This is a genomic window from Shinella zoogloeoides (genome assembly GCF_020883495.1).
Taxonomy (GTDB): domain Bacteria; phylum Pseudomonadota; class Alphaproteobacteria; order Rhizobiales; family Rhizobiaceae; genus Shinella; species Shinella zoogloeoides.
In genome coordinates this window covers 2467990-2488566 of sequence record NZ_CP086610.1, presented here as the reverse complement: position 1 = coordinate 2488566, position 20577 = coordinate 2467990, and the positions used below count along the sequence as shown (strand labels likewise).

Here is a 20577-nt window from a genome sequence, read left to right as displayed (position 1 = left end):
GAGGCCACGATGTACCTCATCGCGCTGGACCGAAATCCCGCTTTCGTCGCAAAAATGAAGGACGACGACTTCAAGAGCCGGCATTCGCGCGCTGCTCTTCATCTCGATGCAAAGACGTTCAGCGGCACCGACGACGTCAGGCAACAGCTACAGGAATTTGTCGATCAAGGGCTTCAGGGCGCGAAGGCAATCCAACTCGGTACGCTCCTGGAGGGCAGCGACTTCGATCGACTTTATCGCAGCTATCGCGATATTTCTGGGGACGCGGCTCACGTGAGCGTCAGCGTCACCGACAAGCCCGCCCCATGCTGCAAGATCTTATGGCGGGAAAGAAGCCCATCACTGACGCTCCTTCATTCGGCGATAGCTGAATCCTGTGCTTAGAATGTCGGTCGACGCGGCGTTGGTGTTATGTTGCGTCGATTTTATGCGGATATCGGTGGTGTTAGGCGGTCGCAATCAACACCAATTCGGGAGCATTTGGCGCGCGGAGCTTAGCGATGATGATCGGTGCCGTCCTCTCATTGCCGCCAGCAAGATGCCAAGTTTCATCCGTTCTCACTCTGCAGGGAGCAGGAGCACACAAACATCATCGTTGGGAGACATGATCGTCGTGCGGGTTTTCGCACGCGTCACACTCACGCGGAAATTCTGGCGAGCTTGCGTCATCGCTCCCGCGCGGACATTGCCGCCCACAATGCGATCCGGGTTACCGACGATCTCGCCCCTGTAGCGCTTCGGCCACCCTTCGAAGATGATAACTTCATCGAATTGCTTGCCCTTGGCCTTGTGCATGTTCATCACGACGACACCCGACTCCGGCTTGTGAGCGGTCGCGAAATGCTCCTGCACGAACGCTTGGCGAGTGACAGCCAGCGCGTTCTTGTATCCGCCGGTATCACGCCAGTCCTGCGACAGGCCTTGCCGGAGCTGCGTTCCGCGTTCGAGAATCCGGACGTTGCGCGCCTCCTTCGCAACCTCGGCGAGCCGAGTGCAAGCACCAGCCTCAAGCACCGCTCGAACCGCGGTCCAGTCGCCGTCGGGTTGTCCAGTCAGCGCAACAGCCATTGCAGCTTCGTGGACCGCGAACGTGGCTTGCAAGACGCTGTTTGCCGGAACGGCCTTTCCCTTCACGAGGCAGTCATTCCACTTGCCCAGCGCCGAGCGGAAACGCGCCGCTTCCGTCAGATCGCCCTTCGTCGGCGCCTGGCCTCCTCGGCCGCTGAAATAGCTGCAAAGCACATCGACGAATTCGTCAAAGCAGCCGGCGTGACTTCGCTGCTGGAGAAGGAAGGCGATCACCTCCGCGGCCAGGATCGGGCCTTCCATGTCGACGGCCGCCGTGTGCGCGATCGGAGGCACGTTGCCGAAGGGCTCGCGCAGATTATCGGAGACCAGCCGGGTCATACGCTTCGTCGGCACCAGAATCGCAAGCGACCAGTCCCGGCGGCCCGTCGCGATTAGCCGCTTACGCGCTTTCAGAACCTGAGCGACAAGCGAGGCGAAAGCCTGATTAGGATTCGAGGCAAACCCCTCGTAGTCGATGCCCTGATATGCTTCTTCCCGAAATTTGCCGGTTAGAAGGTGGTTGCCGAACAAGGCAATGTCCGTCCCCTTGCTGCGATGGTTGTCTCCGGCCAAATCGTGCTCGGAAGGCTTGAAAGCCTCTCTGAAGTGGTCGAGACGCTCCGGGTCCGCGCCGATGAAATCGAAGATGCGCTGCTCGGGATCGGCCAGAGCGATCAGCGTGCTGCTCTTCCCGATGGCCTCGACCGCGCGCCACTGCTGGGCGCTGGTATCCTGAAACTCGTCGAGGATGATGAAAGGGTACATGGTCGATACGAGATCGCGGACCTTGGCGGAGCCGTGCAACAGGAGAGCCACGCGCTCCGCGAACAGGTCGAAGCAGATTTTGCCTTCCTCGGTCGCCAACCGCATTCTCTCGGCAATCTCCAGCGCGGCCTTCTGCGCCTTCTCCTCGTCCGTGAGCTTAGACGGCGCCTTGAAGCCGCTGCGGATCGCTGACAGCGCGATCGCCTCGTTGGGCGGCGTCAGAATTGTCATCCGGCGTGGAAAACCGACCAGATAGCCGTGCGCCTTGAGAATGCGCCAGAAGAAGGAGTGATACGTGTCGACCTCGATCCGCTTCTTCTCCTCCTTTGTGACGGACTGCTCTTCGTCGATCGCCTCGAAGACGCGCGAAACCGTTGCGCGCGCAAAGCTCAGGAACAGGATGCGCTGGCCCGGCCTGAGTTTCTCGCGGGCAATCTTCGCCGCCTTCAGGATGGACACAGTGGTCTTGCCGGAACCGGGGCCGCCCACGACGAGCTGGTGACCGTCTTCTTTCAGAACATTCTTCTGCGCGAGAGTCAGATCGACCATCCGTCCCTCTATTCGCCCAGTTCGACGGCGGTGTCCTCGCCATTCTCCTGCGGAGGAGCCGGCGGTGCAGGCGGCGGATCGCAGAGCGCCCTCAGGCTCACACAAGCGTCGCGAATCCACGACGGGATTTCAGCCTCCGAACATTGACCAAGGAAATCCGCGATCCCCCAGTTGCCCTTCGCCCACCCGAAATATTCCTTCAGCGCGGCGACGAGATTGATCTTCGGATCGGGAAACTTTTGCAACAGATGTGGGGGCCAATCGAGCGCATCTGAAAAACGCTCAAGCGCGGCCTGGGTCGTATTCTTGAGGATTAGATCCTCGATGCCCTTTTCCTCGTGCATGAACAGGCGCTCGACCTGGGCTTCGATTGCGGCCTTCGCGGGGTCGGTTTGCTTGTCGCACAGTGCGAACGTCCGCTTGCCGAGGCCCTTATAGAGACCAGCGAGATCGGCGATCTGCGACTCGGTGCCCGCATCGATGATGCAGATGCCGAGCGCTTCGAGCGAGGCATAGACGCCGGGGTTCAGTTCAGAGAGCCGGCGGGCCGCGACCGGAAAGGAACTCGCCTCGGTCGCGCCCTCGGCGATTAGAACGCGCCGTGACAGCAGGCCCTCGCAAAACCGCGTCCGAAACTCCTGACGATAGCGCTTGTGCTTCACGCTGTCGGGCAGCGCGATCTGCGCCTGCTTGAGAATGCCATCATTCGCCCGCGACAGGATCACGGTCTCGTCGAGCTTGAACTCCTCAAGGACATAGGGCGAGTGCGAGGTGACGATCGACTGGGCTGCCAGCTTGCGCAGCTCGTGAACGATCCGCTTCTGGGCATAGGGCGGGATTGCGGTCTCGACCTCCTCCATCGCGAAGATGACGTTCTGCTTGTCCTCGGCGATCTGCGACAGCATCGCCAGCACCAGCATGTTGATCGTGCCGGTGCCCTGCCGGAAGAAGGGCGCGGCATGTGCGCCATCGCCGGTGGCTATGAAGGCGGTCACGACCTTGCGCAGATGCTCGCGCGTGAGGTTCGAGACCTTGAGATGCGGCTTCACGCCCCATTCCCGCGGCACATATTTCTTCAGCGACTTGTCGATGCTCTCCAGCACGCCCGAAATGCCGATTGCAGGATCGCTCGCGACATCGAATCCGGCGAGCGTGCCGATCGTGCCTTCCCACATTTGCGGTCGGATTTCCTTCAGCCGCAGGATGATGTCGAGCAGGCTGCCATGCTCCAGACTGAGCGCACGCGAGCCGGTTCGCAGCGAGCGCAGGAAGAGGAAGCCGCAATGCTGCTTGTCCTTCTTGGAGAAGGGCGTTGGTGTCTCCTCATCCGTCAGGCTGCGCGCGTAATAGGTATTGCCGACGAAATCGTCCTCTTCGCCGTCGTATGCGCCGATGAACGTGACGCGCAGCGCCGCCTTGATATTCGCCGCATCCACGCCAGCGGGATTTGCTTCCGTGAAGAAGTCTCCGGTCTCGACGTTGAGCCACTCGATATTGCCACCAAACCGGGCTTCCTGCTCCTCCGACAGCCCGATGATCGTCACCTCGACGGTGATTTGCGGTGCAGGCGGCGGCTCTGCTGGCGCTTCGCCCTCTTCGGCCGGAGCGGGAGCCCCGGGCAGATATTTGCCCTCGTAGAAATCGTGCTCGTCGACAGGAGGCCGGCGGCTCAGTCGATCCGGCCCAAGTGCAAGGTCTATAGCTTCGAGAACGGAGGACTTGCCGGTGTTGTTGTCGCCGATAAGGACAGCGTGATCGGGCAGAACCAGCTTGGTTGAACTGATACCCCTGAAATTCTCAATCGAAACGGCGTAAATCTTCAACTCAGCCCCCCGGCGCCATCCATCACAAATTTTTTCTATTTCACAGTTAGCCCCAAATCGGTGGAACGTCACTCGCTCCATCGGCAGCATGTGCCGCTTTAAGCAACCATATCGGGGCTATCGCGCTAAGTGCGTGCACGCGAGCGCTAAGAACGGGCGAACGCGAGGAGCGGGCCGTAGTCGCCCCCGTCGGCGGCCTTGAGTGCTGCGATATACTCTTTCCGCGTTGCGGACGGATCGACGAGATTGATCTGGCCCCAGGTGAACCGCGGCTGGCCGAGTTCGATCGCCAGCAGGTCGCCGATCATGCGCGAGAAGCGGCCATTCCCGTTGGGATAGGGATGGATCGCAACAACCCGGTGGCTGAAACGGATCGCGATTTCATCCGGCGGAAACGTCGCGTGCTCGGCCCAATATTTCGCATCGTCAATCGCCTGATAATACTCGACCGGGATGCGATAGGCGTCGATGCCGATGTTGCGCGCCGTCGTGCGGTAGGTGCCCGCCCACTTCCAGACATCGCCATACATCTGCTTATGCAACTCGTTCAGGAAATCTTGGTCGAGCACCTTGCGCTTTCGCCGCCCGACCCAACGAACGGCGTCGGCGATGTTGGCAAGCTCCGCCTCGTTCAACTCGTCGCGCGTCGTGATGTAGGAAGGAATGAGCTGTTCGCGCTCCTCGGCTTCGAGCGGTGTGTTTCCGTCGTCGTCACCCTCAAAAAGCGGATCGCTCATTCCTTGTCCCACAGCTTCCGCGAAAAGTGCGCGAGGTAGTCCGCCACGATGCGACGCTTTTGCCCTTCAAGGTCTTCCGCGTTCACCGCCTGATTTTCGAGGCGCATCGTGTGATTGAGATGCGCGAGTTCGTTGCGCACCTTGCGCTCGGCCTGATCGTAGCGAATGTCGTCGAGGGCCTTGGTCGGGACAAAGGCATAGACGAACTGACAGTCGAGCGCTTCGGCCGTCTCGCGTAGGGTCTTGAGGGTGATCGCGCCCGTGGCCTCCGCCTTTTCGATCGTCGTCACGCGAGAGGGGGCCACGCCCATGCGCTCGGCGAGCTGGCGAGTGGTCATGCCTAGGGCCTCCCGAATGGCTTTCGTCCAGCCACGCGAGGGCGTCAGAATGCGGTCGGCTCTCAGGGGAGAAAGCCGTTTATCGAGGTTCTTTCTGGCGAGTCTGGCCTGTTTTTCGCTCATATATATGTGTCCATTTCGGGCGATCTTTAACATATATATGTGAGCAAAACAATTAACACTGCTCACTCAGGCATGAGCAAACTTCTAAAAGTCGCTCATGAATATATGAGCAAGAAGCGGCCTGATCGGCCTGATATGGGGAAAGCCTTCCCCTGCGCCCGAGCCAGGGTCTCGGCCGACCCCTTCTGCGGGGAGACCCCGCAACGCCCCCTGCGCGCGGGGCGCTTTCGCATGGTCGCACCGTGGCGGAACAAGATGGAGACCAGGATGGAGGTGTTCGGGGCGAATCGGCCTTCACATCCTGATCCGGTCCTTGCGCCCGGCCGCCGCTCCGCTCAGGCCGGGCCGTTAGCTTGGGGGCTCTGCCCCCTGGCGCGGCGCAAGGGATCGCTGGCGCTCGACCGAGACGGTCTCCCCAGCCTTCCGCGCGGATACGTGTTTCCCACTCTCGCCATGGCTTCGATCCGCTTGTGCAGGCCGGGTGATCCCCCTCCGTCCCGGTCGCCCTTGCACCTTACACCCCCCGGTCTCGCCGACGGGCAGGGTTGCAGCGCAGCGCTGCGCTTCAACCCAAGCCCATAGGAGAAAGACCATGACCACGACCGAAACCAACGCCCCGACCGACGAACACGGCGCGACCGTCTTCATCCCGCTCAACAAGCTCAAGAAGCACCCGAAGAATGCCCGCAAGACCCCGCACAGCGAGGCGTCTATCGAGGCGAAGGCGGCGAGCATCGCCGCCAAGGGTATCCTGCAAAATCTGGTGGTCGAGCCGGAAGCGGACGCGGACGGCGCGCCGACCGGCTTCTATCTCGTCAGCATCGGAGAAGGCCGCAGACTGGCGCAGATGCTGCGCGTGAAGCGCAAGCAGATCAAGAAGACCGAACCCATCCGCTGCGTCGTCGATACGGCGAACGACGCGGCGGAAATCAGCCTCGACGAGAACGTGACCCGCGAAGACCTTCACCCTGCCGACCAGTACGAGCGGTTCCGCGAGCTTTCGGAAGATCGGGGATGGGGCGCGGAGGAAATCGCCGCCCGGTTCGGCGTGACCGCCCATGTGGTGAAGCAGCGGATGCGGCTCGGCGCGGTCAGCCCCAAGCTGTTGCAGGTCTATCGCGACGGAGAACTGACCTTGGACCAGTTGATGGCCTTCGCCATCACCGACGATCACGCGCGACAGGAACACGTCTATGAGAACCTGTCCTATAACCGCGATCCCTCCATCATCCGGCGCGACCTGACCAAGATGAACGTCGCGGCGACGGATCGCTGCGCGGTCTTTGTCGGCGCGCAAGCGTATGCCGAGGCAGGCGGCAACATCATCCGCGACCTGTTCACCGAGGATCGCGGCGGCTTCTTTGAAGACCCGGTGCTTCTGGAGCGGCTTGCCGTCGAGAAGCTGGAACGGATCGCCGCCGAGGTGCGGGAGGCCGAGGGGTGGAAGTGGACCGCCGCCTATCTGGACTTCCCCCACGCGCATGGGATGCGCCGCGTCTATCCGCATTCGGTAGAGCTTTCGGAGGAAGACGCCACCGCCTACGACGCCGCGCAGGACGAGCTTGAGCGCGTGACAGCGGAATGGGAAGACGCCGATATTGACCTCCCGCCCGAGGTGGATGCGCGGCTCGCGGAGCTTGAAGCCGAGATCGAGCGGATCGACGCCAAGCGCCATGCCTACGATGCGCAAGAGATCGCGCGCGGCGGCGCGTTCATCGTCGTTGCCCATAACGGCGAAACCCGGATCGAGCGCGGCTTCATACGCGCCGAGGACGAGGCACCGGAGCCGGAGCCGGAACTTGCCGAGAGCGGTGAAACCGTCATCGGCGGCGTGCGCGTCAACGCAGATGGTGAAATCCTCGACGGGGACGGCGAGGACGGCGAAGGCGATGACCTTCCCGAAACCGAACCGGAGCCGGAAGAAGACGCCGGGGAATCGGGCAAGCCGCTGCCCGATTCCCTCATCCGCGACCTGACAGCGCACCGCACCCTTGGCCTGCGCCTCGCCCTTGGCGAGCAGCCGGACATGGCGTTGATCGCCGTCATCAACACGCTGGCGGCGCAGACCTTCTATCGGGGCGGCAGCACGGCCCATTGCCTCGAAATCAGCCCGACCAGCAATTACCTCGCCGCCCACGCGGACGGCATCGAGGACACGGCGGTGGCGAAGATGCTGGACGACCGCCACACCGGATGGGCGGCGGATATGCCGCGCGACGTGGCCGACCTCTGGAGCTTCGTTGCCGGTCTCGACCATGCGAGCCTCATGGCCTTGCTCGCGCATTGCGCCTCGCTGACCGTCAATGCGGTGAAGCTGCCGTGGGAAACCAGCAAGCGCCGCGCCCATGAAACGGCGGACAAGCTGGCGACGGCGGTGACGCTCGACATGACGGCGCACTGGACGCCCACCGTGCGGACCTATCTCGGGCGCGTCACCAAGGCCCATATCCTCGCCGCCGTGCGCGAAGCCCTTGGCGACGAGGCAGCGGAGCGGATCGCGGACAAGAAGAAGGTGGAGATGGCCGAAGCCGCCGAGCAGCTTCTGGCCGGGACCGGCTGGCTCCCGCCCGTGCTGCGCACCGCGCGTCCCGCATGGCCCGACCAGCAGGCCGAGACGTTCGCCCTCGCACCCGTCGAGCCCGCATCCTCGCAGGAAGCCTATGATGACCATTTCGCCATCGCAGCGGAATGAAGAAGGCAGGCCGGGCGCGCGCAAGCGGCCCCGGCTTTCTTTCAGTCCGAAAAAATCGCGGGCCGCGCAGTCGCGCGGCCCGATCACCTCGACCGTCGCCACGGTCGGAATCACCATGAAGGAGGAGAACCATGGTTGCCGTCATGCTGATGAGCGTCGTGTTGATCGCCGGGCTTTGCATCCTGGCCTATACGCTCGCCGTCTATGCCTTGCCCTTTATGCTCGGCGTTACCGCTGCGCAGTTCGCCTATCACACCGGCGCGGGATTCATCGGCGCGGGCCTTGTCGGTTTTGTCGCCGCCGTCGCCGCCTTCGGCGTGCTGGCGCTGTTGTTCGACACGCTGCGCTCACCGATCCTGCGCCTGATCGTGGCGCTGGTCTTCGCCGCGCCCGCCGCCGTCGCGGGCTATGCGCTCGTCCACGGCGTCACCAAGGAATCCGTGCCGTCCGAAATCTGGCGGCAAATCTTCTGCATCATCGGTGGGGCATTTGTCGGAACTTCGGCGCTACTGCGATTGATCACGTCAGCCCGTGCCTGATTCCCCCCGCCAATCGCGGAGAGAAGGCGTGGTCGCGCGAGCGTTCGTTCGCCGCGCGACCACATTGGCGGCTATCAGAATGTCGCTGACCCAAAGGGATAGTGCCGGTTCCGCTTCATGGCCTCGCGGTGCCGTCGATCCTGCGCCCGCGCACCGTCTGGGCGCACTTCATAGTCGAGTTCCTCAAGGCAAGGCTTCGACATGTTGAAGCTGACGTTCAACTCATCATAGCCAAGATTATCGACATAGGTCTTCATCTTGAAGCCAGCGTGTAGCGCGGCCGCAATCAACACGCCGTTCGCCACATAGGTCGGGCCGAGCTTTTCGCCCTCTGGGTAGCTGCATGCGAAGTTTTCCGCGATGTGCTTCAGCCAGTAGCTTCCCGTTCCCTTCCGAATGGTCTTTGTCGGCGTAACCCGACCGAGGAAGGCCAGCGAAGCAAGGAACGGCTTCACGGCGCCGTCACCGAGCAGTTCCGAGCGTGCTTCCTTGAACCTGGCGTTCATGTCCCGGAAATCTTCCCAGCGCCCGTCGTCCTTCCGCCGTGGACCGCCGGAGCCAATGCCCCACATCGTCAGCTTCGGCGTGCGTTCCCAGACATCGCGAAGGGCTAGCTTTGCAGCAGCGTGGTAGAAAGCTGCCGGTGAAACAGTGAAGGCGTGTTCCGCGAGGTATGCGACAAAGAGGTCGCCGCGAACCTGGGTCGTGCTTGTAGCGCCCGCCTGCACGGCCGCCAGAGCCGTCGCATAGGTGCGGAAACCCAGCCCTCGCGCGATAGCCTCGCAGCGATGCGAGGATTTTACATCAGGCAGTTTGCGCGTGAGGTCGGCCTTGATTGCACTGAGGCCATCCGTCGAAACAGGAATCGTGAGAGTAAACACGATGCATCTCCATATCGGGCCATGCTGTTCGCCGATTACGCAGCAGCCCATTGGTTGGGATGCAGGTGTTGAGATGTGTTGAAACGTTATCCGTTCAGGACGTTTGACCCGGCGACAGGTCACAGGTGTCCAGCCCGATTCGTAAGATGATGTTCTGCACCTTGAATTTCAAGGCATCATACGTCGGCAAACGCATCTTCGCGTTGCCCTGCGGGCCGCGCTTTCGGCTGCGCCGGAACCACGCCTGCGGCGCGTTTCCGCCATTCGGCTTCAATCGCTAACGCAGGAGACGGTGGCGGTCATTTCGCGAGCGCCCCGTGTAGGCAAGGCTCCCGAAAGCTGGACTTAGTCGCCGTTGCGGCGGGACTAGTGAGATGGGGCAGCGCCGCCCGCTCAATAAAAGGCAAGCAGCAGAGAAGCGCCAAGAACCCGGATAGGCGCGGCGAGCCAAGGAAACCATGCAGCATCTCATACGCGGTCGCTCGGTAGCGCTGAACGCGATCAATGCCACGAGGGAGCGAAAAACAGGGCCGAGTGTCGATCATGCCAAACCGGGGGCGATTGCCGGGCCATGACGACGAAGGTCAGGCGGCAGAGCATCGACCAGCGAAGCCCACGCCGTTTCCGTTCTCGAGCGTCAAGGCGTAGGGACGGCCGCCATTGCCGTATTCCCCCGACTTCCTGAAACGGGCGCTCCATCCGCGATCTCGATTGGCATGGGTCTGACCGAAGACCGGCTTCGCCTCGCTCGTCTCCCGCAACGTCCGTCGCCAACTTTTTTCCGCCGCCTTCGGCTTTGCATCGCGAGGCAAAAAAGCCGTCGCCAGCCGCCTTCCACTTCGTTCCAGCCCTTCGGGTGCAGGGCCGATCGTCCCCGGTCTCACGACCCCCATCGAGGTCGCAATGGAGCGGCCCGACAGGAAAAGGAATACGACAATGGCGACCATCGGCACCTTCACCAAGAACGAAACCGGCGCGGGCTTCACCGGCGCGGTCAAGACCCTGACCCTCAACGTCAAGGCCAAGTTCGTCCCCTCGGAAGGCGAAAGCGAGCGCGGCCCGGACTTCCGCATCTTCGCCGGCGCGACCGAGTTCGGCGCGGCCTGGAAGAAGACCGCCCGTGAGACCCAGCGCGAATACCTCTCGGTCAAGCTGGACGATCCGAGCTTCCCGGCCCCGATCTACGCCAGCCTGATCGAAGCCGAGGACGGCAGCGGTCACAACCTCATCTGGTCCCGCCGCAACGGCGACTGAGACCGGCCCCTCAAGAAGCCCCGCCGCGGCGGGGCTTCTTCATACTCATGCCCGCCGCCGCTCGAAGCCTACGGCTTCAAGATGCCTTTGATTTTTTCCAGACCCCAATAGGGGGCGATGAAGGGGCACTTGTAATTTGGTCCGAGTTGTTCGCGCTCGGCGTTGTCGAAGAAGTCTCGGGCTGCCTCGTGAAGATCCTCGGGGATAATCAGGAAGGCGGGGTCGGCTTCATTGAAAACGAGATTGCCGGGGTGTCGCCATTCGCGCTCCCACTCGTAGAAGTATGACGAGCTTCCATAGTGCCCCGGCTGATCGACAAAGGGCGCGATCTTCCAGATGGGATCGTTGGGTTTCCCCACAGCCCCCTCAATTAGCATCCGCGTGGCCTTGGCGTGCGGTGTATCCTGATAGGCATAGAGGATCGGCCCGCCGTCGCGTGCCACAATGAACTCCTTTCGGAAGACGATCCCATATGGCCCGCGCGCGTCGGCAAAGCGCTTGAGCTGGTGCAGCGGCACTTCGCTGAAACAAACGCACGGTGGCGACTCCGTGTGATTCTTGCCCATGCCAAAACGATTTTTCGCCTGAAGGCATCGGCTTGCGAGGATCGAGATCGAGTTAGCGTATTCGCTGCCTGTCGCGGACTTCTTCGTGAAATGAACGACGAACGGGGACATATCTTCCCAGTTCGGATGCGTCGAACCAATCAGCTTCTTCACAGCAAAAAACTCCGAACGACTCAGTGAGCGCCGCATACGGCGCCGTTTTTCTATTGAACACTAAGGGCTCTGCCCTCGCGCGGCGCAAGGGATCGCTGACGCTCGACCAAGCCGGTTTCCCCGGCCTTCCTCCACGTCGTTCCGCCGTTCCGTGCAGGCCGGGTGATCCCCCTCCGGCCCGGTCGCCCTTGCACCTTTCTACCCCGGTCTCGGCGACGGCCAGGGTTGCAGCGCAGCGCTGCGCTCCAACCCAAGCCCATAGGAGAAAGACCATGTATCATCAGCTTGCCACCCGGTTCGGCCGCAACAGCCATCAGATCAGCGGGCGCGAGCCGCTGGATAACGAAGCCCTCTATCGGCACGTCCCTTCGATCTTCGCCAGCGAAGCCCATGACAGCCGTTCCGAGCGTTACGTCTATGTCCCCACCATCGACATCGTGGAGGGCCTGCGTCGTGAAGGATGGTTCCCGTTCTTTGCCGTGCAGTCGGTTCCGCGTGACGGTTCGCGCCACGGGCACGCCAAGCACATGCTGCGCCTTCGCCGGGATGGCGGCATCGGCAAGCCGGAGGCGGCGGAAGTCATCATCGTCAACAGCCATGACGGGACCAGCGCCTATCAGATGTTCGCGGGGATGCTGCGTTTCGTCTGCACCAACAGCATGATCGCGGGCGAGCGGTTCGAGGAAATCCGCGTTCCCCACAAGGGCGCTATTCAGGATCAGATCATAGAAGGCGTCTATACAGTCGCCGAGGATTTCCCGCGCCTCATCGACGCCACCGAGACGATGAAGGAAACGCGGCTTTCGCGGGACGAGCAGCGGGTTTTGGCAGAGGCCAGCCTTGTCGCCCGCTACGGCGAGGAGGAAAGCCCGGTGCAGCCGGATCAGATTATCATGCCGCGCCGCCATGAGGATGCGGGGCAAAGCGTCTGGAGCACCTTCAATGTCATTCAGGAGCATTTGACGAAGGGCGGCTTGCGGGGGCGCCGCCAGACATCGGACGGTCGTATTCGTCGTACCCAAACCCGCGCCGTTAACGGCATCGACCAGAATGTCGGGCTCAATCGCGCACTCTGGACGCTCGCCGAGGGGATGCAGCGTTTGAAGGGGAATTGACCCCGAGCGCCACAGGGCCGCCGTCCCGGCGGCCCTGCCTCTTCCTGCGATGACAGGGGCGGAAAAATCGCGCCGATCCGACGTTGCGGATCGGCGGTGCGGCCATGCCCGAAATCATGGCCGCGCTCGCCGTGCTGCGCCCGGCTCGCAAAACAACAGCTCTCACGTTAAGAATAGAGTAACCACACTCGGTCGGCTGAGCCGTATTACGTTTCTCGCTTCACTAACTTCAACCACTTAGACTTGCATCGGACACTCTTTGCTCGGGTTTGACGTAGATCACCCGCGTAAAGAGGTAACGCCATGCTGAACATCGACTGGCGTTCAGCGGCAGCATACAAGCATACCAAGAGTATTGCTGCCGCCGGCTTCGCCTGGGAATATCTTCGCCGCGATGCGAACTACCATCGCGATTATCAGGCCATCAGCCGTGACCGGAAGCCCAGCGCCGATATGCTGGAGGCGTTCACGCGGCGCTGGGGGTTGCGATTTCCCGAGCGACCCTGACACATCCGCCGACGAGCAGGCGCTCTTCTGGAATCCGAGTGTCCGGCCGCAGGCCGTGAAGCTGCTGCCCGTTGAGCATCATGACGGCGATACGGAGCCGATTGTCACGCTCGCTCATCTCGCCGGCCTCGATCTGCGCCACGCCGCCGATGGCTGGCACGGCATCTGGCAGGTCGGTGGCGTGACGCATCAGTTCTGGCTTGCCGAGGCCGTGCCTGATGTACCTGCATTCTACGCCTCGGTCCTGCCGATGGATGGCTTTCACGACCTGCGCGCGCACGCCTCCCAGCGGCTCCGGCGCTCCTTCAGCGGTGATCCTCCGGGCCGGGATTTTCGGGAAATGCCCTCGCAACTCCGGCAACTCCATATCCTCGCGCTGCGCGCTCTCGACGCGAAGCTCCATGGCGAGAGCTATCGCGCCATCGCCGAAGTCCTGCTTAGCTTTCAGGGCACGAAGGAGGATTGGGAGGTCGATCCCCGTAAGAACAAGGTGCGCCGCCTTGTCGCCAACGGCATCGCCATGATGCGCGGCGGCTATCGTCTTCTTCTCCACTATCCGATCAAGTCCCCGCGCAAATAACCCGCCGCATCAGGGGTGCCGTCAGCGCGTATGCGCAAATTCGGCACGCTACCCGCCGCCGATGCCTCGCCATGGTTCGCCACAGCCCGCCGCCACGAAGGCCGCGCGCATCAACGACGAACCAGAGGTGATCCCATGGCCAACCCCTTGGCGGGCCTGCCGCCACGACTCTTGCGCACGCAGGAAGCCGCCCGCTTCCTCGGCATTTCCATCCGCACCCTTGAGAAGCACCGGACCTACGGAACCGGCCCGACCTATCGCAAGATCGGCGGCCGCGTCCTCTACACCGTCCACGATCTCGAATCCTGGTCGGAGATCGGCACCCGCAAATCCACCCGCGAGACGACGGCCGGCACGGTTTTCCCCGCGCGTCCCCTGACGCCGGAAGAGCGGGGCAAGTGCTGAATGCTGCGCGACGACGATCATAGACCCGCGCAGCCGGCCGATGCGAGCGAGCGCAGCCACCTCAACCCCTTCGTGGTCGCGACCGGCGACGCCGCCCCACGCGACCAGCGCGACCTGATGGAGCGGCCTTTCTTCTCGCTGGCAAAGACGCCGCGCACCAAGCCCATTCTCTACAAGGCCGCCGATGTCGAGGTGCAGGTGCTCGCCATGCCCGAACACGGCATGGCGACCATCTGGGATGCCGACGTGCTGATATGGGCCGCCTCGCAGATCGTGGCGGCCGAGAACGATGGCCTGCGCACCTCGCGCTTCTTCCGCTTCACGCCCTATCACCTGCTGCGCGCCATCGGGCGGCCGACCGGCAACCGTCAATATGTGCTGCTGAAGGCCGCGCTCGCGCGCCTGCAATCCACCGTCATCGCCACCACGATCCGCAACGGCCCGCATTGGCGGCGTCGGCAATTCTCGTGGATCAACGAATGGGAGGAGATGACGACGCGCTCCGGCCGGATCGAGGGCATGGAATTCGTCCTGCCCGAATGGTTCTACAACAGCGTCGTCGACCGCTCGCTGGTCCTCACCATCGACCCGGCCTATTTCCGGCTGACCGGCGGCATCGAACGCTGGCTCTATCGCGTCGCCCGCAAGCACGCCGGCCACCAGCGCCACGGCTGGCTGTTCGAGGTCGCGCACCTTCATGTGAAGTCCGGCAGTCTCGCCCGCGTCTCCGACTTCGCGCTCGACCTGCGCCGTATCGCCGCCCGCCAGCCGCTTCCCGGCTATCGCCTTGAGATCGAGCGGGAGCACGGCCGCGAGCTGCTGCGCATCCGCCCGGAAACCTTGTCCACAGTGCCTGTTGAAAAGGGTGTGAATACCATCGGCACATCAGGCGCACGGGGTATCGGCACATCGGGCGCAGCTCTATCGGCACATCAGGCGCAAGGACCGCAGCTAAGCCTATGGCCTGAAAAGCGGAACCCGACTGCTAACCTAGAGTCTAACAGAGAATCTAACTCTTCTTCTTTGACGCACGCGCACGCGAGGCGTGGTGCCGGTGCCGCTCGTTCCATCGCCGACGTGCTGCGCGACATGCTCGCCGCCGATGATCGCCATGGAGGCAGGTCATGAGCGACAGGGCTGCCCATCGCGCGCATAGCCGTCCGCTGACGGACGGGCCAGCGCCGTTCACCACACTGGCCGAGCTGACCTTCGAGAAACGCAAGGTCGAGCACTGGATCAGGTTCGGGCGCAAGAGCTACGAACAGATCCTCGACCGTCGCCGCAGCGTTGTCGGCTTCGCGCCCGATAGCATCTTCGCCTTCGTCCGATGGGCGGCGGGCGAGCATGGCACGATCATCTCGCGCATCGACATCGTGCGCGCCATCCGCCGCGGCGAGCCGTTCCAGACGCTGCCCTTCGTCCGGCCTGGTGGCGACATCCTCTTGCGGATCGACGGCTGGCCCAAGGTCCAGCGTGCGCTTGCCGCGATCGACGCGGTGGAAGCGCTCGGCCTCGATCCGGCCGACGCTTCGCCCGATCACTGGCGGCACGTCCATAACCGGCTTTCCGCCGGACTGGAGCCGAACGCCTACACGCCCGAGCGTCATGCCGCATGGATCGGTCGCCGGAGGATCGACCCATGAGCCGCCGCCGCATCCTCGCGGTGACGCTGCTCGCCGTCATAGGCATCGCCGCCGCCAGCGCAGCCGATATGCCGACAAAACTCCTCTGGAATGCCACAGCGAGCGCGCCGGTCGGCTTCTACATCATTGAGCCGGCCAACCGGATCGAAGTGCCGGAGCTGGTCGCCGTCAGGCCGCCGGAACCGCTCGCCGGCTTCATGATCGCGCGCGGCTATGTCGGGCGCGGCGTGCCGCTCTTGAAGCGCGTCGTCGGTCTCCCCGGCCAGCGTGTTTGCCGCATCGGCCACGCCATCACGGTCGATGGCGTGGAGATGGGTGACACGCTCGACCGCGACCGGATCGGCCGCGCTCTACCGGTCTGGCAGGGCTGCCGCGTCATCGCCGACGGCCAGCTCTTCCTCATGAATTGGGATGTCCCCGACAGCCTCGACGGCCGCTACTTCGGACCGATCTCCGCAAGCTCCGTCATCGGCCGCGCGCTGCCGCTCTGGACCGACGAAGACGGCGACGGCCGCTTCGTCTGGCGCGCGCCGATCCACTGACCGCTTTCCCATCGATGGAAGCGGTGTCCGCCGATGGCTTTCCCAACACCACCGCATGGAGACAGTCATGCCGCAAATCGGTCAATTCACGCGCGAAGGGTCCGGCTTCACCGGGCGCGTTCATACGCTCACGCTATACCGCGAACTCACCATTGTTCCCGCCGATCCTTCGGACTCGGAGAGCATGCCGGACTACCGCGTCCATCACGGGGCCGACGACGGCCCGGAGATCGGCGCGGCGTGGAAACGCACCGGCGAGAAGGCCGGCGAATATCTGTCGGTGCTGCTCGACGATCCCGCCTTGCCGCAGCCGATCCGCGCGAACCTGTTCCGTGACGACGATGCGGGATCGTCATGGTCGCTGCACTGGACGCGCCCGAAACCGCGCGAAGAGCGGGACTGAAGCCATGCGGTCCTCTGTCATCATCGCGCTCCAAGCCCTCATTCCTTTGTTCGCGGGAAAGCCGTCTCATTCCTTCGTCCCGCTCGACCACAAGTCGGCCGGCGCGCGCAGCGAAGGTCAAGGGCGGCCACCGGCCGGCGCTTCGCGCGCACCCTTGACCGCAGCGAGCACGCTGGCAGGCTGGTGGTTGGGTGGAGAAAGGCAAGCACGGCGCTATGCCGTTATCCTGATCGCTGGCGCGCTTGTGCTCGGCACGGGGCCGGCGGCTACGCTGGCGCAGTCCGCGCCGGTCGCACGTACAGTCGCCACCGATCCGCATGGCGGCCACATCGCCGAGGCGTCGCAGCGCTTCGGCATTCCCGAGCACTGGATTCGCGCCGTGCTGCGCGCCGAGAGCGCGGGCGACGTGCGCGCGATCTCGTCGGCGGGCGCGCTCGGGCTGATGCAGGTCATGCCCGATACCTGGGCGGGCCTGCGCACTCGCTATCGTCTCGGCCGCGATCCCTACGATCCCCGCGACAACATCCTCGCAGGCACCGCCTATCTGCGCGAGATGTGGGATCGCTACGGCAATGTCGCGGCAATGCTCGCCGCCTACAATGCCGGTCCGGGTCGCTACGACGATCATCGCACGACGGGCCGCCCGTTGCCCGCCGAAACCCGTGCCTATGTCGCCGCGCTCGCCCCGGTGCTCGGCGGCGCGGTCGCGGTCGAGACGCCGGAGAAGCAATCCGCGCCGCCGCCCGACTGGCGCGATGCGCCGCTCTTCGTCATGCGTCCGGGCGACAGGCGCAGCGCCGATCCGGTGCAAACTATCGGCACATCAGGCGAGGCTCGCCCGACCGTTCCGGTGCGTGAGCGTCGCGATGCGGAGCCGCGTGACGGCAGCATGTTCGTCGCGCGTGCCGACGACGGGAGAGTACCATGAGCATGGCGTTCCCCCGTCCGCTTGCGCTGGTTCCGGTGTACAGTCAGGCAGGGTCGCGCCTGGCTGCATTCCCGGTCGGAAGGGAGGAAAGGTCGGAGAAGGCGGAGGGCAAGATAAAGGAAACCGGCACCATGCGGCGGCGGTTTCGGGGCAAGCCCTTGTCTGCACACTGTTTTGGAGCGCCGTTTCCGGCACCTTGCTTTTCGAGCCCGCGTGCCGCGTGTTCGCGCAAAGCGTTGGCTTTGCAGGGTTTCGACCGGCACCATAGCCCGAAATCGGGCGGTTTTCCGCAGGTTGGGCCGGAGGCGCGTCCTTGAGCGCCGACGACGAATTTCGTTTCCGGCCGAAGCCCGGCCGCATCCGCGCCGACACGCCGAAGCTCGGCAAGGCCAAGAGCTTTCTCACCCAGGCGAAGAAGATCGCGCGCCAGCAGAGCAACAGCCCGTCGCGGTCATCGTCGTCAACGTCGTCTCGTTTGAGATCGGTGGCGGCCGCGAAGGGCGGCAAGGCCGCGCGCTCTGCCAGGGGGCCGGGCCTAAAACGGGGACGCGGCGCAGCCTTCGTGCGTGCTAGAACCCTTTCGGGCGGATGGAAGCACAGCGCGCCCGGCCAGCGCCGCGTCATCGTCAAAACCCGCTACGTTCAGGGCGCGGGCAAGAACGGGAAATCCGCCGCCCATCTGCGCTACATCCAGCGCGACGGCACCTCGCGCGACGGCGAGCGCGGCCAGCTCTATTCCGCGACCGAGGACCGAGCCGACGGGACCGCCTTCGTCGAGCGCGGCGTGGACGATCGCCACCAGTTCCGGTTCATCGTCTCACCCGAGGACGGCGCGGACCTGTCCGATCTCACGGCCTACACGCGAGACCTCATGAGCCAGGTCGAAACCGATCTCGGCACCCGGCTCGATTGGGTCGCCGTCAATCACCACAACACCGGCCACCCGCATGTCCACGTCATCGTGCGCGGCAAGGACGAGCTGGGCGAAAACCTCGTCATCAACGGCGCCTATCTCGCCAACGGCATCCGCGAGCGGGCGAGCGATCTTGCCACGCTCGAACTCGGTCCCGTCACCGAGATCGAGCAGAGCCGCAAGCTCTCGACTGAGATCGACCAAGACCGCTTCACCCGCATCGACCGCGCCATGACTGAGGAAGCCGAGGACCGCTTTCTCGATCTGCGCCATGAGCCCACCGATCCCAAGCGCCAGTTCAACCGGACGCTGCGCCTGCGCCGCCTCGCCAAGCTGGAGAAGATGGGCCTCGCCACGGAGCACGCGACGGGCGTCTGGGAACTCGGCGAGCGGATGGAACCGGCGCTGCGCGAGTTGGGCGAGCGTGGAGACATCATCCGCAACATGCACAAGGCGCTAAAGGCCGACGGGCTGGACCGTGACCCCATGACCTTCCAGATTCACGACGCCGCGCCGGAAGTCCCGATCACCGGCCGCGTCATCGACAAATATCTGACCGACGAGCTGGGTGAGAACCTGACCGTGGTGGTGGACGGCATCGACGGACGCACGCACCATGTCGCCGGCATCGACCCGACCCGCGTTGCCGACGCCCGGATCGGCAGCGTCGTCGAGATCGGCCCGCCCGACACCGCGAGCCGGCCGTCAGATCGCACCATCGCGACGATTGCCGAAGGCGGCATCTATCGGCCGAGCCGGCATTTCGAACAGGCGAAGTTCGAGGGTCGCGTGCCGGGCGGCGACTATGACGACTATGTCGATGCGCATGTGCGGCGGCTGGAGGCGCTACGCCGCGCCGGGATCGCCGAGCGGATCGACGCCGACCAATGGCGCATCCCGCAGGACTATGAGGCGCGCGCCGCCGCTTATGACGCGGGCCGAAACCGGCAGGCCAATATCCGCATCCTCGCGACCGCGCGCCTCGAACAGCAGATCGGCGCGGACGGCGCGACCTGGCTCGACCGCCGCTTGGTCTCGGCGGAGACATCGGACCTCGCGCCCGCCGGCTTTGGCCGGGAGGTGCGCGACGCGATGGATCGTCGCCGCGAGCATCATATCGACCGGGGCGATGCGGCCCGTCAGCCTAATGGCAGTATCGCCTATCGGCGCAACCTTCTGGCCAAGCTGCGCGAGCGCGAACTTGCCCGCGTCGGCGGCGAGCTGGCGGCGACCAAGGGCCTGCCGTTCCGCGCCGCCGCCGATGGCGAGACCGTCTCCGGCAAGTTCACCGGGACCGTGCAGCTATCGAGCGGAAAGTTCGCCATGGTCGAGCAGAGCCACGAGTTCACCCTTGTCCCGTGGCGGCCGGTCATCGACCGCCAGCTTGGCCGTGAGGTCAGTGGCGTCGTTCAGGGCGGATCAGTCTCATGGCAGCTGGGCCGGCAGCGTGGGCTCGGGATTTGATCCGCGACACTGGAAGAAAAGCTCCTGCAGCTTCGCAGGCAACGGCCGGTTCAAGGCTCCTCTTGCTTTCCCGGCCAGCGCATCAGGCAACTCAGCAGGAAGAGAAAAAGCCCCATGCCCGCCGTTCCGAGCATCGCGTAGTCGGTTTCGACAAACAGCGTCGAGCGCTCCGGCGCTGCCGGATCATATCGGACGGCGATCCTGGAGCCAGCGGGGTAGCGCGCAAGGAAAGCCTCCGTCTCCGCCAGAATGCGATATGTCACGCGCTTGCCGGTCCAGGTCGTGTCAGACCTGTAGTTCTGGCTGCCGATAGCATAGCGATGCCGGATGACGGGAACATAGATATAGCCGCTCTCGAACTTGGTGCTGAACGGCTCCGTGACATAGTAGGCCCGAACCACCTCGCCCTGCGTGACCGGCCAGGATTGCGGCGGGATTGTCTCGATCAGCGACCAGACGACCCATCCGGTGCCCCAGATCACCATGCCGATACCGTAGAGCGCCAGAACATTGGGCGCGTTGATCCGCGATGTAATGCTAGACCACCAGGGCATGCATCACCGTCGAAAAAAATGCGGGTATCTCCACA

General features: G+C 63.8%; 22 protein-coding genes. 14 read left to right on the top strand and 8 right to left on the bottom strand.

Translation table 11 applies throughout. The features are described 5' to 3' along the window. The first annotated feature begins 9 nt into the window (after positions 1 to 9). Positions 10 to 384, top strand: a complete 375-nt coding sequence (locus K8M09_RS12415) for a hypothetical protein (RefSeq protein WP_229341860.1) — start codon at positions 10 to 12, stop codon at positions 382 to 384. Between the two features lie 174 nt (positions 385 to 558). Here the strand turns inward: K8M09_RS12415 and K8M09_RS12410 are convergent, their stop codons facing one another. The 4 genes from K8M09_RS12410 to K8M09_RS12395 are packed head-to-tail and all read right to left on the bottom strand — an operon-like array spanning position 559 to position 5403. After that, positions 559 to 2382 carry a UvrD-helicase domain-containing protein gene (locus tag K8M09_RS12410; RefSeq protein WP_160787691.1) on the bottom strand — a complete coding sequence of 608 codons (1824 nt, stop codon included), beginning with the start codon at positions 2380 to 2382 and terminating at the stop codon, positions 559 to 561. 8 nt (positions 2383 to 2390) lie between these two features. Then, positions 2391 to 4295, bottom strand: a complete 1905-nt coding sequence (locus K8M09_RS12405; protein ID WP_229341857.1) for an ATP-dependent nuclease — start codon at positions 4293 to 4295, stop codon at positions 2391 to 2393. Positions 4296 to 4351: 56 nt separating this feature from the next. Next, the gene (locus K8M09_RS12400) at positions 4352 to 4942 is read right to left on the bottom strand and encodes a mobile mystery protein B (protein ID WP_160787692.1); all 591 of its coding nucleotides are present in this window, start codon (positions 4940 to 4942) and stop codon (positions 4352 to 4354) included. Beyond that, positions 4939 to 5403, bottom strand: coding sequence for a mobile mystery protein A (locus K8M09_RS12395; protein WP_160787693.1), 465 nt, complete (start codon positions 5401 to 5403; stop codon positions 4939 to 4941). The genes K8M09_RS12400 and K8M09_RS12395 overlap by 4 nt, the downstream gene beginning before the upstream one ends. Positions 5404 to 5995: 592 nt before the next feature. Here K8M09_RS12395 and K8M09_RS12390 point away from each other — a divergent pair. Both K8M09_RS12390 and K8M09_RS12385 read left to right on the top strand, forming a co-directional pair. After that, positions 5996 to 8095: a ParB/RepB/Spo0J family partition protein gene (locus tag K8M09_RS12390; RefSeq protein WP_160787694.1), complete on the top strand. Its 2100-nt coding sequence runs from the start codon at positions 5996 to 5998 to the stop codon at positions 8093 to 8095. Between the two features lie 131 nt (positions 8096 to 8226). Then, on the top strand, positions 8227 to 8634 hold the full coding sequence (locus K8M09_RS12385) for a hypothetical protein (protein WP_160787695.1): 408 nt from the start codon (positions 8227 to 8229) through the stop codon (positions 8632 to 8634). A gap of 74 nt (positions 8635 to 8708) precedes the next feature. Here K8M09_RS12385 and K8M09_RS12380 read toward each other — a convergent pair whose 3' ends face one another. Further along, positions 8709 to 9515: a hypothetical protein gene (locus K8M09_RS12380; RefSeq protein WP_160787696.1), complete on the bottom strand. Its 807-nt coding sequence runs from the start codon at positions 9513 to 9515 to the stop codon at positions 8709 to 8711. Between the two features lie 584 nt (positions 9516 to 10099). Next, positions 10100 to 10462 carry a hypothetical protein gene (locus tag K8M09_RS12375; RefSeq protein WP_160787697.1) on the bottom strand — a complete coding sequence of 121 codons (363 nt, stop codon included), beginning with the start codon at positions 10460 to 10462 and terminating at the stop codon, positions 10100 to 10102. Here K8M09_RS12375 and K8M09_RS12370 point away from each other — a divergent pair. Further along, on the top strand, positions 10452 to 10769 hold the full coding sequence (locus K8M09_RS12370) for a DUF736 domain-containing protein (RefSeq protein WP_160787698.1): 318 nt from the start codon (positions 10452 to 10454) through the stop codon (positions 10767 to 10769). The two genes, K8M09_RS12375 and K8M09_RS12370, sit on opposite strands and share 11 nt — an antisense overlap. A gap of 68 nt (positions 10770 to 10837) precedes the next feature. On the opposite strand, the gene K8M09_RS12365 is transcribed toward K8M09_RS12370, so the two are convergent. Continuing rightward, positions 10838 to 11488 (bottom strand): abortive infection system antitoxin AbiGi family protein, encoded by a 651-nt coding sequence (locus tag K8M09_RS12365; protein ID WP_160787699.1) that lies wholly within the window; start codon positions 11486 to 11488, stop codon positions 10838 to 10840. A 272-nt stretch (positions 11489 to 11760) separates the two neighbouring features. On the opposite strand from K8M09_RS12365, the gene K8M09_RS12360 reads away from it, so the two are divergent. The 10 genes from K8M09_RS12360 (at position 11761) to K8M09_RS12315 (ending at position 19988) form a co-directional block, all read left to right on the top strand. After that, positions 11761 to 12603, top strand: coding sequence for a DUF932 domain-containing protein (locus tag K8M09_RS12360; RefSeq protein WP_160787735.1), 843 nt, complete (start codon positions 11761 to 11763; stop codon positions 12601 to 12603). 303 nt (positions 12604 to 12906) lie between these two features. Then, on the top strand, positions 12907 to 13110 hold the full coding sequence (locus K8M09_RS12355; protein WP_229341854.1) for a transcriptional regulator domain-containing protein: 204 nt from the start codon (positions 12907 to 12909) through the stop codon (positions 13108 to 13110). A gap of 55 nt (positions 13111 to 13165) precedes the next feature. Continuing rightward, complete coding sequence (locus tag K8M09_RS12350) at positions 13166 to 13690, top strand: DUF2285 domain-containing protein (protein WP_229341852.1); 525 nt, start codon at positions 13166 to 13168, stop codon at positions 13688 to 13690. A gap of 135 nt (positions 13691 to 13825) precedes the next feature. Beyond that, positions 13826 to 14095: a helix-turn-helix transcriptional regulator gene (locus K8M09_RS12345; protein WP_067182956.1), complete on the top strand. Its 270-nt coding sequence runs from the start codon at positions 13826 to 13828 to the stop codon at positions 14093 to 14095. Further along, positions 14096 to 15223 carry a replication initiator protein A gene (locus K8M09_RS12340; protein ID WP_160787701.1) on the top strand — a complete coding sequence of 376 codons (1128 nt, stop codon included), beginning with the start codon at positions 14096 to 14098 and terminating at the stop codon, positions 15221 to 15223. Then, positions 15220 to 15738 (top strand): DUF2840 domain-containing protein, encoded by a 519-nt coding sequence (locus tag K8M09_RS12335; protein ID WP_160787702.1) that lies wholly within the window; start codon positions 15220 to 15222, stop codon positions 15736 to 15738. Before K8M09_RS12340 ends, K8M09_RS12335 begins: the two co-directional genes overlap by 4 nt. Continuing rightward, positions 15735 to 16280, top strand: a complete 546-nt coding sequence (locus tag K8M09_RS12330; protein ID WP_160787703.1) for a S26 family signal peptidase — start codon at positions 15735 to 15737, stop codon at positions 16278 to 16280. Before K8M09_RS12335 ends, K8M09_RS12330 begins: the two co-directional genes overlap by 4 nt. 67 nt (positions 16281 to 16347) lie before the next feature. Then, positions 16348 to 16683: a DUF736 domain-containing protein gene (locus K8M09_RS12325; RefSeq protein ID WP_160787704.1), complete on the top strand. Its 336-nt coding sequence runs from the start codon at positions 16348 to 16350 to the stop codon at positions 16681 to 16683. Between the two features lie 4 nt (positions 16684 to 16687). After that, a complete protein-coding gene (locus K8M09_RS12320) occupies positions 16688 to 17611 on the top strand; it encodes a lytic transglycosylase domain-containing protein (RefSeq protein WP_160787705.1) in 924 nt (307 codons plus the stop codon). Between the two features lie 871 nt (positions 17612 to 18482). Next, on the top strand, positions 18483 to 19988 hold the full coding sequence (locus K8M09_RS12315) for a DUF3363 domain-containing protein (protein WP_324256112.1): 1506 nt from the start codon (positions 18483 to 18485) through the stop codon (positions 19986 to 19988). A gap of 50 nt (positions 19989 to 20038) precedes the next feature. Here the strand turns inward: K8M09_RS12315 and K8M09_RS12310 are convergent, their stop codons facing one another. Continuing rightward, complete coding sequence (locus K8M09_RS12310) at positions 20039 to 20542, bottom strand: DUF3592 domain-containing protein (protein WP_160787707.1); 504 nt, start codon at positions 20540 to 20542, stop codon at positions 20039 to 20041. Between the last annotated feature and the right edge of the window lie 35 nt (positions 20543 to 20577).